Here is a 14,285-nt window from a genome sequence, read left to right as displayed (position 1 = left end):
TTTATGACGGCGGCGCGCGGCCGAAGACGACCATGAACCAGACGCCCGCCAGCTTCGATCCCGCCCAGCGCCGCGCCAACGTGCGCCGCACGGTCGTGGCCGTGGTATGCGTGATCGTGCTGATCTACGCCGGCTTCTTCGTGCGCGCGGTGCTGCTGTCATGATGCGGCCGAACTTCTATCTGCTGGCCAAGAAAGGCTGGATGATCGCGCTGGGCTTCTTCGCGTTCGGCTTTGCGCTGATCCCGCTGTACAACATTGCCTGCGAACACGTGCTCGGCATCAAGCTGGAGCAGGGCGCAGTCGACGGCGACGCGGCCGCGGCAATGACGGTGGACGAATCGCGCCTGGTCACGGTGCAGTTCGTGACCAATACCAAGTCCAAGCTGCCGTGGGAATTCAGCGCTGAGAAAACCTCGATGCAGGTGCATCCGGGTGCGCTCAGCGAAGCCTGGTTCGACGCGACCAACGTGTCCCAGCGCGACATCGTCGGCAATGCGGTACCCAGCGTGGCGCCAAATTCGGCCTCGCTGTATTTCAACAAGACCGAATGCTTCTGCTTCACCGAGCAGTTGCTCAAGGCCGGCGAAACCCGGCGCATGCCCGTGCGCTTCGTGGTCGATCCACGCCTGCCCAAAGACATCAGTACCTTGACGCTGGCCTATACGTTCCTCGAGAACGACATAGCCACCAAGAAACTGGCCGAATCCAACCAGGCCGCCGCGCCGGCGTCCTGATCCAGCGTTTCTACCGGGGTTTTCATCATGGCGACAGCACAAGGCAAGCATATCTACTACGTGCCGCATGGCAGCAAGTGGCCCGCCGTGGGCACGATAGGCCTGTTCACGACCATGATCGGTGCGGCCAACTGGCTCAATGAAGTGAGCTGGGGCAAGCCTGCGTTCTACGTCGGCGTGGCGATCCTGCTGTTCATGATGTGGGGCTGGTTCGGCGACGTGATCCGCGAATCGCTCAAGGGCATGTACAACTCGCAGGTGGATGTGTCGTTCCGCATGGGAATGATGTGGTTCATCTTCTCCGAGATCATGTTCTTCGCCGCGTTCTTCGGCGCGCTGTTCTATGCACGCATGTATTCCATTCCGTGGCTCGGCGGCGAAGGCGACGGCGCGCTGACCAACTTCTACCTGCATTCGGGCTATGCGCCGGCCTGGCCGACCAATGGTCCCGACGCTATCGGCGGCGCCTTCCAGACCATCCCAGCCTGGGGCGTGCCGCTGCTCAATACGCTGATCCTGCTGACCTCGGGCGTGACCATCACGGTTGCCCATCACGCCCTGCGCGCCGGCCACCGCACCCAGCTGCTGGTCTTCCTCGGCCTGACCGTGCTGCTCGGCGCCATCTTCCTGTTCTACCAGGCCGAGGAATACATCGAGGCCTACCAGCATCTGAACCTGACCCTGGGCTCGGGCGTATACGGTTCCACTTTCTTCATGCTGACCGGCTTCCACGGCCTGCACGTGACCCTGGGCACCATCATGCTGGCGGTGATCTGGTTCCGCTGCGCCAAGGGCCATTTCACCAAGGACAACCATTTCGGTTTCGAAGCCGTGGCCTGGTACTGGCACTTCGTCGACGTGGTCTGGCTGGGTCTTTTCATGTTCGTTTACGTGCTCTGAGCCACAGGCAGCGCACACCGGAAGCCGTGCTTTGCACGGCTTTCGTCTGAATCGAAAGCCGCGCCCGGCGCACCGGCGCAGCAGATTTCAGAAAGCCGCGCCCAGCGCGGCAGCACAGCAGGTCTCAAAAGCCGCGCCCAGCGCGGCTTTTTCATGCCCCGCCCGCGCAGCAACGCAGCAACAGCCCCAGCCATGCGCAGCCGGCGGCATTGGACTAGGCTAGGCCTTCACCAAGGTTCCGCCACCGCCATGCCCGAGTTCGAGGTCAGCCGCCTGCTCGACAGCGCCACCGTCACGGTGCGCGACGTGCACTGCCGTGGCGAATGCCGTCATCGCAGCGCCGAGGAATGCAGTGCCGCGACGCATCTGGTGTTTCCGTATCGCGGCGTCTACGTGCGCCACGTCGGCAGCGAGCAGTCGGTGGCCGACGCCAATCATGTGCTGTTCTTCAATGCCGGCCAGGCTTACCAGGTAAGCCATCCGCTGCAGGGCGGCGATGCCTGCCTGTCGCTGGAGCTGGCGCCGACGATCCTGCAGGAACTCGCGCCCGCCGAACTGCTGCAGCCGGGCGAAGCGGCACTGCGCGAGCAAAGCCTGCGCATCGATGCGCGCGCCCAGGCCCTGGTCGCGCTGCTGCGCCACGGCCTGCAGCGCGGCGTGCTGGAGCCGCTGGAAGCCGAAGGCCTGCTGCTGACCCTGGTCTGCCGCAGCCTCGGGCCGCGCACGGCGCGTGCGCCGCGGGCAGCGCGGCTACAGGGCAGCCTGGTCGACCGCGTCAAACTGCTGCTGGCGAGCGATCTGTCGCGGCGCTGGACCCTGGCCGAGATTGCCGCCGCCGTCGGCGGTTCGCCGGTCTACCTGACCCAGGTATTCCAGCAGGTCGAAGGTCTGCCGCTGTACCGCTACCAGCTGCGCCTGCGCCTGGCGCGTGCTCTGGACCGGCTGGTGCAGGACGACGATCTGTCCGCGCTGGCGCTGGAGCTGGGCTTCTCCAGCCACAGCCATTTCGCCGCAGCGTTCCGCCAGGCCTACGGCCGCTCGCCGTCGGCGTTCAAGCAGGTGCTGGGCAAAAGCGTCTAAAGATTCCGACAGCGCCGCCAGCGCCGCAGTGGTCTTCTAGTCGCACCCGGACGTCGGGTGAAACCTGGAGAAACATCATGGCAAGCCAGACCTGTGCCGCCTGCGACTATCCGCTGGACGACAACCGCATTAGCGTCAAGCTCGGCGGCAAGACGGTGGAAGTGTGCTGCGAGGAATGCGCGCAGAAGCTCAAGGAAGCGCAGATCAGCGTTACGGCGTGATCGAACCACTGCCACGTGCGGCCACCGTCGTGCTGGCCGTATGTGGCATTGACGCTGCGCGATGCGTCGACAAGTTCTGCCGGTCGATTCGGCGCTTGCTACTGCGAGGATGGTTCGACAATTGGAAATGGCCAGTCGAAGCGACCTGTCATGGTGTTACTGCGCTGTCGGGCGGTGGCATTGCTATCCAGTCCGGCTCGGCATAGCGCAGCGCGAATGGTGGCAGGTGCAGCACGGCGGTGCCGATCAGTACGCTTTGCGCTGCATCCTCAACGGTCGGCGCACAGGGAATGCGCAGGCATGCAGACGACGAGCCGGCGTCTACGCAGAACGATGCCGTTGTCGCAGTGTCCAGCCGCTGGCCGAAGACAACTACAGTAGCGTCCGCCGATACGGCTTCGATCCATAGCGCGTGCTCGCCGCTACCCGGGTCGACGCAGAGCAACACATCACTATCGTCATCGCCGTGTTGCGCCAGCACGATCAGGTTGCGCGGCAGCCGCGGCCAGCAGCGGCGGCTCAGGGTCACGCAGTGGCGAATCGCGTTCTGTACGGTGTCGCGCGGCGGTGCCGTTGTGGTCCGCGCATTGCAGACCTGAGCATGGATGACGGCCTGCAGTTGCGTGCGGTCAAGCAAGGCGCGTGGAAGCGAGTGGCGCGAAGCAGCTGCCCAGGCGCGCCGGCGTTGCGCCGGGTCTGCTGCTTCGTGCAACGCGCCGTCGATCGCGCTGAGGTCGGCCGCGAGTGGGCCGGCGGCAGGTTTGTCGAGTGCCAGCGTTGCGCCGCGGGCGATGACGCGGCGCATGGCAGCAATCATGCGATCGGTGCTTTCTGAGGAGTACGCGTCCAGCGCCCAGTAGCGGCGGATTTCCCGAACGACGGCGCGATCATGCTGTTGCGCGAAATAGGCGAGCAATTTCTCGTCGCTGGCTGCAGCGCTGGTGCAAGTGTGCAGATGTTCTGCGGCATGCTTGTACAGATAGAAATGCAGCGACGCGAGCACCGCAGAGAACACCGTGACGGCATCGGCGCTGCCGCCTGCGACAGGCTCGCGACGCCAGTCGGCCGAGGCATGCATGGAGCCAAAATCCAGCAGCTCGCCGTCCATGCCGAGATTCGACGAAAAATAGCCGCCATGATCCAGACGGTGCACGAGGCCGAATGCGATCTGCTCGGCGACGCGCCGGGCAAGCTGTATCAAACCAGGCCAACCTGCGCCTGCAGCGAAGAACGTTCTCACGGCATCGCGCGTACGCCGGGCGTCGGCCGGCTGTGCAGCGCTGCCAGCGTCGAACGGCTTGAATAGTGGCGCACGTTGCAGATGCGAGGGCCTGATCACGCAGGGCCGGATCAGGATCGCGCGCCGTTCGCCCAGCTGGCCTGGCGGCATTTCTGCGTTGAGGCCGGTGTCGAGAATGGCGAGTACCGGCACACCTGAGTGCGGAAACTCGGCGCAGGCGATTTCAGCACAGATCGTTTCGCGGATGGCTTCCTCTAGCCACAGGCAGCCATGTGCATGCAGCCAGTCGGCATCCCGGCCGACCAGCGGCGTCACGCCAATGCCCTTGGCCTGGAACCGGCCCGCGATGCCGGCGCGTCCACTGCCACCGTGCGGTACCCAGCCGGTGCCGCCGTAGCGATCCGCGAACCACTCGCGGCCGCCGGCAGCGAAAGAAGCCTCTGTATCTTCAGGGCGTGGCACGACATGGGCGAATTCGTCGATCAGCCAATGGCACAGGCGCGCATCGACCTCGGCTGACGATGCATCGAGGCCGCAGGCGCGAAACCAGCGTCGGTTGATCCAGACCACGCTCGCATGGCGCAGGCGTCGCGCGGGGAAGGGAACGAGCATGTCTGCGCCCCAGGTGGATAGGTCGGGCAGGTCATGTCCGAGACGCGCGATCTCGGCATCGGTCAGCGTCATTGGCGGCGTCTCCGCAGCACGGCGAGGCGGCGTACAGATCCGTCCACCCGGCGGCGCAGCCAGCGTGCTGTGCTGCAGGCGGCGAACAGTCCATCGCGCGCGCGGCGCGCGATGCTACAGACATGTCCCGGCCTCGCAAACATATCCACTATCCACAGATTGTCGCCTTCGTTCCATTCGCTGAAATGCAGCCAGGAAGTGCCGTCGCTGCAGAGCCGCTGCAGTGTTTCGTCGCTGACAAGCGCCCAGCTGATATAGCCGGCCGCAATACCGCGCGCGTCGAAAAACAGTTCGATCTGCCCTAGCCGGATCGCCGGTTCGACCCAGATGGCGAGGGCCGCCAGTGGCATTGCCCGGTAGTGGGGACTGCGCATCGTCAGCTGGGTGACAACGCCCAGCGCGCGGGAAAACGCGATCGATGCCGGATCCTGCACGGGGCCAAGGTCGCGCGCGCTCATGCTGCCTCAGCGCGTGTCTGCGCCAGGCACACAAACGGCGATGCTACCCAGATGCCCAGCACCAGGGCGGCGGCGGCGGAAAGAGCATCCTGCTCAAACAGCACGGTAGCGGCGGACAAGGCCAAGGGCGGCACCAGCGCAAGCCATGTGGCCGGAAGCGGCGGCAGCCCGCGCCGCGCTTCGACGAGGCCCGCGGACGACCAGTCGAGCAGGCGCCGTCCACGGAAGAATCGCCAAAGCGAGCGCGCCAGCGCATCGGTCGCCAGCAGCGCATGATGCGGCGCGACGGCGACGCGATAGAGCTGGGCAAAGTGCAGATCCCGTGCAAAAAGCAGGCTGCGCCGTGCCAGGCCGCGTGCGCGGTTCTGCCGCAAATCGGTGCGCACGTTCAGCGCGAGACGAAACCAGGCAGGCAGGGTGAGCAAAAGCGCGACACCGGCCACGGCTGCACCGGCCGACGTACGGGTTGCCGCCATCAGCAGCAAAAGGCTCAGCGCCGCCGGCGTAAGCACAAGCCGGATCTGTGTAAGCACAGTGAACCACACGACGGCCGGAATGCGCTGAATACCCGCGCCGGTATTCCAGCACCGCTCGGACATCAGCAATAGCACATTCTGCCAGTCGCCGCGCGTCCAGCGATGGTAGCGTTCCGACCAGCGCAGATAGTCCGATGGATAGCCTTCCGCAATCGTCACGCGGCCGACAAACCCGGGGTTGAGCCAGGCCGCTTCGAGCGTATCGTGGCTCAGCACTTTTTCCTGCGGCATGCGTGGCGAACAGGCTGCAACGAATACGCGCGGATCGTAAAGGCCCTTGCCGGCGTAATGATTCCTGCCGAAATAGTCGAAGGCGAAGCAGCGCACAGGCGGGCTGGCGCTGCGCTCGTCGAACTGCGGGCCGACTACGGCCGAGCCCCAGCGCCATCGTGCGACGCTGGAGCGTCGTGTCCATCCGTTCGGGGCGAGCAGACCGTGGCCACGAACAATGCGCGCGTCTGCATCCAGCTGCGCCGCGTTGAGCGGATGCGCCATGGTACCGGCCATGCGTTGCACGGCGTCGCGCGGCAGGCGCACGTCATCGTCGATGCAAAAAACGTAACGCGTGTGCTGCAGCCGGTCAACATCGCCACGGCAGACAGTAAAACCGTTTACGCCGCTTGCAATCAACACGTTCAGCATGTCGAGCTTTCCGCGTTTGCGCTCCCAGCCTATCCAGCGTTGCTGCGTCGCCGACCATGACCGCTCGCGGTGCAGCAGCACGAACGGCGGTGTGCCGAAGCGCACCCGGTATTGGCGATTCAACGCATCGACGCGCCCGGCGCAGTAGTCCAGCAGGTCGCATTCGGACGATGTCGGCTCAACCGACGGCGCGTCGACGAAATCGCTGAGCAGTACGACGAGCACGTTGCTGTCGTTGCTGGCCTGCAGGTTCCACTCGGCCGTCGCCAGCAGTGCATCGATCTGCCGGCGGTCGATCAGCAGGAACGGAATCGCCAGCGCCGTGCGCGCAGCATCGGGAATTCCGTCGCGAACGAAATCGAGGCAGGGCAGCACGCGAGCGCCGTAGCGCAGCGCCAGCAATTGTTCGAACAGCGGATTGACCCGCTCGACCGCAACGACGAGCAATACACCGAATGCGACAGCTGCGGACAATGCGTTCAATTCACTCGCCAGCAGCGGGAGCAGGGCAAGCGCTAGGACCACCGCAGCGGAGCCGAGCGCCAGCCAGTAGCTTGCGATCCGGAACCACTGCAGGCCTTCGCTTGCATGGCCTGCGGTTGTTATGCTGGCAAACCGGCGCCACGGCGCGCGTGCCGCTGTCCGCATGACGCGCAGCAGCTGCGCGCGGCCGTCGTCGATGATATAGAAGCCGACATGGTGCATTGGTGCTGTCGTATCGCCGCCGCGCGCGAAGGCGAGGGCCTGCGCCACGACAGCACGGGGCTGCGCGCCTACCCGGTCCGCGATGCGCTCCACCGCCAGGCGATAGTCGCGCCGACTGCAGGAATCCATTTGTGCATAAATTCCTCCGGGGTCGGCGCGCAGCAGTGCTTCGCAGCCGTGCAGCTGGCCGGCAAAACCGGCCGCGCTGGCCAGTGCATTTTTCTTGATGCTCGCCAGCAGTGTCGCGATATGCGCAAGGTCCGGCGACGTCACCGACATAGCGTGTTGCAGTTGTTTCAGGCACAGCGCGGACAGTGCCGGCAGCGCCAGTTCCGCATCGGCTTCGCGCCAGCAGATCGCGTCGCCGTGCAATGTGCCAAGGAACGATTCCGGCGAGAAAATGTACGAATTCTGTTGCAGATAATCGCCAGCAATATCGGCAACAGCGCGCATCCCGCGCGGCTGGTGGCGCTCGCGCCGGCACAGCCCATGCAGGGCCACATGCAGTGCGTGATCGATCAGTTCGCGCAGAAAACACGCAGCATCGGGATCGACCGCGCCATGCCGGGCCAGCCTGTCGGCGATTTCCGGCCACTGCGCGCGCAGCGAACGCAGCGCGTGGCGCAGCGCCAGCAAAGCTGGCGAACCACTCCGCAAAAAAATAACCATGGGAAAACTCCGGGTGCGGTGAGGAAGTGCAAACACGCGGCGTGCTTTCTTCCGGACGAAAGACGCCGCGTGCAAACGGCAAGGATTTACGGCGTCACACCACCGCCGTGACCACCGCCGCCGTGACCACCGCCGCCGGTGCCGCCACCGCCCGTGCCGCCGCCACCACCGGTGCCACCGCTGGCCGTGCAGTTCGCGCCGGCGCCGTTGCGGAAGTTGCTCACGGCCATCGCGCCGTAGAACTCGGCCACATCTTCACTGTTGATACCTCGCTGATGCGCCGCCTCATGGCCCAGCACGAGCAGCGCCCACTCCGATGCGGTGAACGGTCCATTGATGCTGCCGTTCTGGCCAGTCGGCGTTTGATAAGACACGCTTTGTTCGTTTGAACTGGTCAGGCCGTGCGCATACAGATACGTGATCGGCACGCCGGCCGAGGACGTGCTGCCGAACAGCTGTATCCAGTTGGGACCTGGCGAACTCTGCCAGCGTTGCAGGGACAGGTCGCCGGTCGGCGATTCGTACGCGTAGGAGTTGACCATCACGACCTGGTAGGCAGGGTCCAGGCTGCCGCCCTGGTAAGCGGCGGCATTCAGCCGGCACTTGAGCTGCGGCAGGCTGGGCAGGCTGGACAGGGCTGCATTTGCATTGAGGCTGCCGCAGCCGCTGCTGCCGCCGCCACCGGCCGACTCGTCCCAGCCGAACTGCGCGCCGTAGACGTAAGGCGAGAACGCGTTCTGATAGACGTTCGCCGTCACATAAGTGGTCGGTAGCGTGGGTACGACCGTGCCGTCGCCACCGAAAATCTGGTCCATTTCTCCTGCTGAAAGCACTCGCATGAAACTTCTCCTTGTCAATTGCGATAGGTGTAAAGGTGTATCTAGAAAATCAGTTCATGCAATTTCTCCTTGGTGGATGAAAAAAAGCCGCAGTCGCCCGTGCAGCTGCTTCAGGAGGCTGCGGAAGCCGGCTGGTCGCCGGAGTTCAGTGGTGTCGCAGTGAATCGCAGATGGTGGTCTGCGGTGCGAACGCTATGTATGAAACGTTCTTTTGGCAGCCGCTGCGGCAGTCGCAAGATCTGTGGTCTGGTTCGGCCAACTGTCGATCTTGCGTTACCGCACTACCTTGCTTTCTTCCTCGCCGCCGGTAGCGGAAAGAAGCTACGCCAGTGATGGCTGTCCGGCGGCGTTCAAGCGCGTGCGCACGGAACTGGTGCGAAGGCGCCCCCAGGCTTGCAAGAGACGTGCTGGCCAGCTACTGCGCTTCTTGCTTGTTCCCTTGGCATTGCGGCAGCGATTTGCAACGTGTACGGCACGCTATGTCCGTCCCTAGTTGTATTCGCAGAGAGCCGAGGCCAATGGTCCGCTGCGAGCGAAGTGCTTTTTGAATGTTCTATCAGCCCAGGCAGATGCCGCGGCGAGGTCGGCATTGGGCATCTGCTCCATCCAGGCGGCGATCATGCGTTGGTAGGTTTCCTTCTCGTCATCGCTGGCGGCCAACAGCAGCAGGTGATCGTATCGAAGCGCCTGCGCGGGGTCATACATGTTCAGATAGCGGAACAGACCGACGCGACCGCCCTGGCTCGAATATGCCTCTGCCATCAGTTTTGCCATGCGCCAGTCGCCACGCTGAATGCCCTCGGCCATCAGTCGCTGGGCATTTTCGCGGTACCTCTGCACCGCCGTCGTCGAGGCCCAGTCCTTGGGATGCCCGTACAGGCCGCGCGCGTAACACAGCGCCGCGGCGTGGTCGCCAAGATCCGCGGCCATCAGGCTGGCCTCGTAGATGGCGCCGCTTTCGACATACACGTCGGTGCCCTCGCAGAGCGCTGCATTTTCCTTCGCGGTTTTGAGTCCGCGCTGAACCTGTTCTGCGTGTTCGATGGCCTGCTGCTGCTGGCGCGAATCGAGCTTGTCGAACTTCTCCTTGTCCGCCAGCACTTCGGTCGACATCCTGGTCAGCACGGACGCCGTGCCGTTGATGCGGTTTGTCGTAATGCATCGTGCCAGCTCGCGTGTGAGCCGTGTCGCTGCCTGGGCGTCGCCGGCCTTGGCACGCTGGTGCAGTGCATCGAAGCTCGATGCGAGGGGCGCGCCAAGTGGTGGCATCGGCAGGTCGAGGCGCGGCAGGCGTTGCGCGGCCGACGAGGCTGCCGGCGCACCGGTTGCGGCGCCGGCGGCTGGCGCTTGCCCGCCGGTTCCGGCTTCTGCCCCGCTCGGTGCCATCTGGGCGAAGGGCCGGGCAGGCGGCTCGCGCAGTAGCCTGGCAAGCACGAGCGCGAGCATGCCCATTGCGCAAAGTGTGGTTATTGCCAGAATGCTGCGTTTCATTGTCGTGTCCTTGTCGCCAAAGGGTTCAGGCAGTGTCGGCCGGTAGCGCGTCGGGCGAAGCCCGCTGTGCAGCGCGTTCGACCGCCGGAATCTCGTGCAGTTGCCCATCGGCCAGCACCAGTACCCGGTCTGCCGTGCGTACCGTTTCCGGCCGGTGCGCGACGATGACCCGGGTCAACTGCAGTGCGGCCACATTGGAACTGACCTGCCGTTCGCGGGCCACATCCAGGTGACTGGTGGCTTCGTCCAGCAGCAGGATGCGCGGCTTGCGATACAGCGCGCGGGCCAGGCATATGCGCTGCCGCTGTCCGCCCGAGAGTGTAGAGCCCATATCGCCTACCGGCGTGTGATAGCCCATCGGCATGCGCAGGATTTCCTCGTGCACGCCGGCGGCGATTGCAGCTGCTTCGACGGATTCGGCGGTTTCTTCCGGATCGAAGAAGCTGATGTTGTCGCGCACCGATCCGCTAAACAGCGTGTCATCCTGCAGCACCGTGCTGCTGAGTTGGCGCAGGCGGGTCTTGCCGAGTGTGCGCAAATCGACGCCGCCGACCTGGATGTTGCCGGCCTGAGGATCGAGCAGGCCCGACAGCAGCTTCACCAGCGTGCTCTTACCGCTGCCCGAGGCGCCGACGATTGCGACGGATTCTCCGGCGTCGATGCGGAAACTGCATTGGCGCAGGATCCATGGCTCGTTGTCGGAATAGCGGAAGCTCAGATTCTCGCAGGCGATGTCGTTGTCAGGGTCTTTGCCCGTATAGCTGGCTGCGAGCCCGCTCTCCGGTGGTGTCAGCACGATGTCAGCCAGCAGTTCGCCTTGCAAGTGCAGCATGCGGAACTGGATCGCAAAGTCGATGAGGTTGGCGGCGCGGGCGCGGAACTGATCGCTGTAGGCGAGGAATGCCATCAGCATGCCCGCGGTAAGCTGGCCTTGCAGCACCAGCCTTGCGCCCGTCCAGAGTACGACGATGCGCAGCATGCCGAAGATGATCTCATGCACAGTGCCGAAGCTCAGATTGAGCGACTGGATCGCCACGCCGCGGTTGCTGGTGTCGTTGGCCCGATTCATGTAACGCACGACCAGGGCGAGGCGCTGGTTGTTCAGGCGGATCGTCGTCGCGCCGCGGACGGCTTCCAGAAACAAGGTCTGCTGGCGCGCATCGGCAGCGATCTGGCTCAGGTTGGCATCGCGCAGCACGCGGTAGGACACAACACGCGTCAGCATGTACAGGGAAAAACCAGCCAGGGTCACGACAGCCAGCGATGTGTTGTAGAGGAATAGCATCAGCAGCGTCAGGCCGACCATGATGCCGTCGAGCGCGGTCTCTATCACGCGCGCCGTCAGCGTCTGCTGGATGGCACCCAATGCACCGAAGCGCGTGACCACGTCGCCGAGCTGGCGGCGGCGGAAATAGTCCTCGGGCAGCTTGAGCAGATGGCCGAAGACATTGCCGGTCCAGGCGAGATTCAAGTTCACGCCGAGGCAGATCACCGACCAGCTGCGCAGCGCCGAAATCGCGGTCTGTACTACCATCAGCAACAGAAACCCAAGGCCGAGCACCAGCAGAAGATCGAAATCGCTGTTGTTCAGCACCTGATCCATGACGGTCTGCACGAACAGCGGTGAAGCCAGCGCGAGAACTTCCAGCACGAGTGCAAGCGAGAAGATCTGCCCCATCGCACGGCGCAGGCCGACGATACGGCCAGCGAGCTGGCGCAGTTCCAGCCGCGCAGCCGGCTTTGCACGGGAGAACTGCGGCCCCGGCAGCATTTCCAGCGCTACGCCGGTAAATGCGTGCGAGAACTCGCTCATGGAAAGACGACGCTCGCCGAAAGCGGGATCATGGATGACGACGTGCTTTTTTCTGACGCACTTGAGCACGACGAAATGGTTGAGGTCCATGTGCAGCAGGCAGGGCAGGCGTATCTGCTGCAGTTCCGACAGGTCCAGGCGTAGCGCGCGGCATTGCAGGCCCAGCATTTCCGCCGACTCGACCAGCCAGGTCAGTCGCGTGCCGCCGGCCGAGTTGGGAAAGCGGCTTCGCAGTGTGGGCAGGTCGATTTCGTTGCCATAGTAGCTCGCGATCATGGCGAGGCAGGCCAGTCCGCATTCGGCTGATTCTCGCTGCAGGACCATCGGTAATTGCCGCCACCAGCCCCATCCAAAGCGTGGTTCTGCAACGCTGACCGTAGCCTCAGTCATGGGAGTTCCCCTTGCTGCGCTGGCGCAGACCGTACAGCGGCTCGAACAGCCACTCGATCAGCAGGCGGCTGTCCAGCTTGAGATCGGTTTCCGCGGTCATTCCACCACGCAGCGGCAGCGATTTTCCCTGGCTGCGAATGACGCCGTCCTTGATCGTCACATCGACGCGGAAGAAGGCCCCTCGCACTGGTGCCATGCCCAGTTCGGCCAGTGTGTTTGCGCTCATCGCGCTATCGTCGACGGCGGTCACGGTACCTGCGTGCAGTCCGAACTTCTGATAGGGGAAAGCGTGGAAGCGCAGCAGCAGCGTATCGCCCGGCGAAACGAAACCCATGGCACGAGCAGGCACCACGAAACGCGCCAACAACTGGCCGTCGGCGGTTGTCGCAACGAGCACGCCGGCGACGCGCTCGCGCCGCGCATAACTGCACAGCGTGAGAAGTGCGATGAACGCGAGCACGAAGACCAAAGCGGCGAAGGTCAGCAGCTGTCGCGAGAGTGGCGTGGCGAGGCTGATTGCGCCGAGCCAATCCGAACGTCGGGCAGTAAGCATTTCCTGGCGGAACAGTGCGGTTTCCATGGCTGAAAGTGCCTTCGAAGAGAATGGTTCTTTGCTCAGACGGGTGCCTGGCATGGCCGGCTGACAAAGTGTGTCGGCGGTGTCATCCAGTATCCGGATCGAGGTCTCATCGGCCGAGAATCCCGCTGGAAAATACGGCGTTTCTTGCATACGTCAGCGCATGCCGATGGCGAAGAGGAATGCTTTTCAGCGCCGCTTCTTCGCAACGGCGTGGCCTGCCTTGCAGGGTTTCGGGTGCCCAGTGGCACGATGGTGCGCAAGGCACGATTGGCCGAGGGCGGAGCTGTCTACGCCCGTACGGTTTTCCGCAGGATCCGGCATGGTGCAGCCCGTCGGTCGTGCGGCGAGATCGAAGCGGCACATTGGCGAGATCGATCTGTGGCACATGCGATGAGTCGGGCGGCTCAATCGCATGTTGGAAAAATTGGTAAAATTTATTTATTTTATTTATGGAATGGATAAATGGTGCGGTCGAAATGACGGGGTGCCAATCTCGCGCTACAGCTTCTTCCCTTTCATCCCGGTGCCATCAGGGTGCTGCGCAGCTAAGCCCTTCGATGCTCCAGCCCGGCAGCCTGTCGCCGGTGCCGCTGGAACCGAAGCGGAAGCGCAGGTGCGCCGTCCTTGCTTGCGCAGCGGTGGGAATCAGCGTCCGTCGCCGGCGCCGCAGACCGCACGGCCAGGGCCTGCACCGGCTCGCCGCGTTCCAGCGCGAGCTGCGCACGCGCAGCGGCTATGCCGTCGTCGGGCGAGGCGGCGGCCGGTGCCTGCTCCAGCACATGGCCGGTCTCCTGCAACTGGCCGTCCGTGGTCAGGGCCTCGGCCAGCTGTTGCGCGATATTGCGCAGCAATACCGGGTTCTCCAGCTGCAGAGCCAGGTTGCGCGCACCGGGCAGGTCGCCTTCGAGCATGGCCGCGTCCAGGCGCTGCAGGCGTTTCGCCATCGCATCCGGCGGTCGCGCGGGTTCATCGCTGGCGCGGCCCAGATGCTGCAGCAGCTTGGCCACGGCGGCGGCAGCAACCCGCGAGCTGTTGCCGCGGCCGTGAAGGCCTGCTTCGCCTGTTCGCCGACCAGGCGCAGCTCCAGCTTGCCAGCTGCTGTCGCTGCGCAGCCGCGCCTCGGGCTGCCGCAGGCGGCCGGTACCGCTGGCGCTGGTGCAGCGCGGCCAGGGATTCGTCGCCGCGCTCGGCGACCAGGCCGGCGACGCGCTCGCTGGGCAGCACGGTCAGTCCGTTGCTGCGCAGGCGGGCAGCGATGTAGTCCATCACGCCAAGATGTATCCAGGCCTGGCCGCCGCCAT

Annotated in this window: 13 protein-coding genes; 5 read left to right on the top strand and 8 right to left on the bottom strand. The window is 64.4% G+C overall.

Annotated features, from left to right (window positions below; translation table 11 throughout):
* Nucleotides 1-32 precede the first annotated feature (32 nt).
* The 5 genes from DFR29_RS30340 to DFR29_RS29275 all read left to right on the top strand — a co-directional run bounded on the left by DFR29_RS30340 (nt 33) and on the right by DFR29_RS29275 (nt 2,937).
* Nucleotides 33-164 (top strand): hypothetical protein, encoded by a 132-nt coding sequence (locus DFR29_RS30340; protein WP_279571524.1) that lies wholly within the window; start codon nt 33-35, stop codon nt 162-164.
* Nucleotides 161-736 carry a cytochrome c oxidase assembly protein gene (locus tag DFR29_RS17980; protein WP_133820006.1) on the top strand — a complete coding sequence of 192 codons (576 nt, stop codon included), beginning with the start codon at nt 161-163 and terminating at the stop codon, nt 734-736. Before DFR29_RS30340 ends, DFR29_RS17980 begins: the two co-directional genes overlap by 4 nt.
* Before the next feature lie 27 nt (nt 737-763).
* Nucleotides 764-1,636 carry a cytochrome c oxidase subunit 3 gene (locus DFR29_RS17975; RefSeq protein WP_133820005.1) on the top strand — a complete coding sequence of 291 codons (873 nt, stop codon included), beginning with the start codon at nt 764-766 and terminating at the stop codon, nt 1,634-1,636.
* A gap of 249 nt (nt 1,637-1,885) precedes the next feature.
* Nucleotides 1,886-2,716, top strand: a complete 831-nt coding sequence (locus DFR29_RS17970; protein WP_133820004.1) for a helix-turn-helix transcriptional regulator — start codon at nt 1,886-1,888, stop codon at nt 2,714-2,716.
* A gap of 77 nt (nt 2,717-2,793) precedes the next feature.
* Nucleotides 2,794-2,937 carry a hypothetical protein gene (locus tag DFR29_RS29275; RefSeq protein ID WP_166654182.1) on the top strand — a complete coding sequence of 48 codons (144 nt, stop codon included), beginning with the start codon at nt 2,794-2,796 and terminating at the stop codon, nt 2,935-2,937.
* A gap of 148 nt (nt 2,938-3,085) precedes the next feature.
* Here DFR29_RS29275 and DFR29_RS17965 read toward each other — a convergent pair whose 3' ends face one another.
* The 8 genes from DFR29_RS17965 to DFR29_RS17935 form a co-directional block, all read right to left on the bottom strand.
* Nucleotides 3,086-4,861 (bottom strand): YdiU family protein, encoded by a 1,776-nt coding sequence (locus DFR29_RS17965; RefSeq protein ID WP_133820003.1) that lies wholly within the window; start codon nt 4,859-4,861, stop codon nt 3,086-3,088.
* Nucleotides 4,858-5,319 carry a toxin-activating lysine-acyltransferase gene (locus tag DFR29_RS17960; RefSeq protein ID WP_133820002.1) on the bottom strand — a complete coding sequence of 154 codons (462 nt, stop codon included), beginning with the start codon at nt 5,317-5,319 and terminating at the stop codon, nt 4,858-4,860. Before DFR29_RS17960 ends, DFR29_RS17965 begins: the two co-directional genes overlap by 4 nt.
* Complete coding sequence (locus DFR29_RS17955; RefSeq protein WP_166654161.1) at nt 5,316-7,871, bottom strand: hypothetical protein; 2,556 nt, start codon at nt 7,869-7,871, stop codon at nt 5,316-5,318. Before DFR29_RS17955 ends, DFR29_RS17960 begins: the two co-directional genes overlap by 4 nt.
* A gap of 86 nt (nt 7,872-7,957) precedes the next feature.
* Complete coding sequence (locus DFR29_RS29270; protein ID WP_166654160.1) at nt 7,958-8,710, bottom strand: DUF3810 domain-containing protein; 753 nt, start codon at nt 8,708-8,710, stop codon at nt 7,958-7,960.
* Nucleotides 8,711-9,199: 489 nt separating this feature from the next.
* Nucleotides 9,200-10,201 (bottom strand): hypothetical protein, encoded by a 1,002-nt coding sequence (locus DFR29_RS17950; protein ID WP_133820000.1) that lies wholly within the window; start codon nt 10,199-10,201, stop codon nt 9,200-9,202.
* A gap of 25 nt (nt 10,202-10,226) precedes the next feature.
* A complete protein-coding gene (locus DFR29_RS17945) occupies nt 10,227-12,338 on the bottom strand; it encodes a peptidase domain-containing ABC transporter (protein WP_243746095.1) in 2,112 nt (703 codons plus the stop codon).
* A gap of 58 nt (nt 12,339-12,396) precedes the next feature.
* Nucleotides 12,397-13,134, bottom strand: a complete 738-nt coding sequence (locus tag DFR29_RS17940) for a beta-barrel domain-containing protein (RefSeq protein WP_133819998.1) — start codon at nt 13,132-13,134, stop codon at nt 12,397-12,399.
* A gap of 395 nt (nt 13,135-13,529) precedes the next feature.
* Nucleotides 13,530-13,991 (bottom strand): hypothetical protein, encoded by a 462-nt coding sequence (locus tag DFR29_RS17935; protein ID WP_133819997.1) that lies wholly within the window; start codon nt 13,989-13,991, stop codon nt 13,530-13,532.
* Nucleotides 13,992-14,285 lie beyond the last annotated feature (294 nt).

Origin of the sequence: Tahibacter aquaticus (genome assembly GCF_004363655.1) — a bacterium.
Classification (GTDB): Bacteria; Pseudomonadota; Gammaproteobacteria; order Xanthomonadales; family Rhodanobacteraceae; genus Tahibacter; species Tahibacter aquaticus.
Note: the sequence above shows the minus strand (reverse complement) of the source record. Positions and strands in the feature narration are given on the sequence as shown.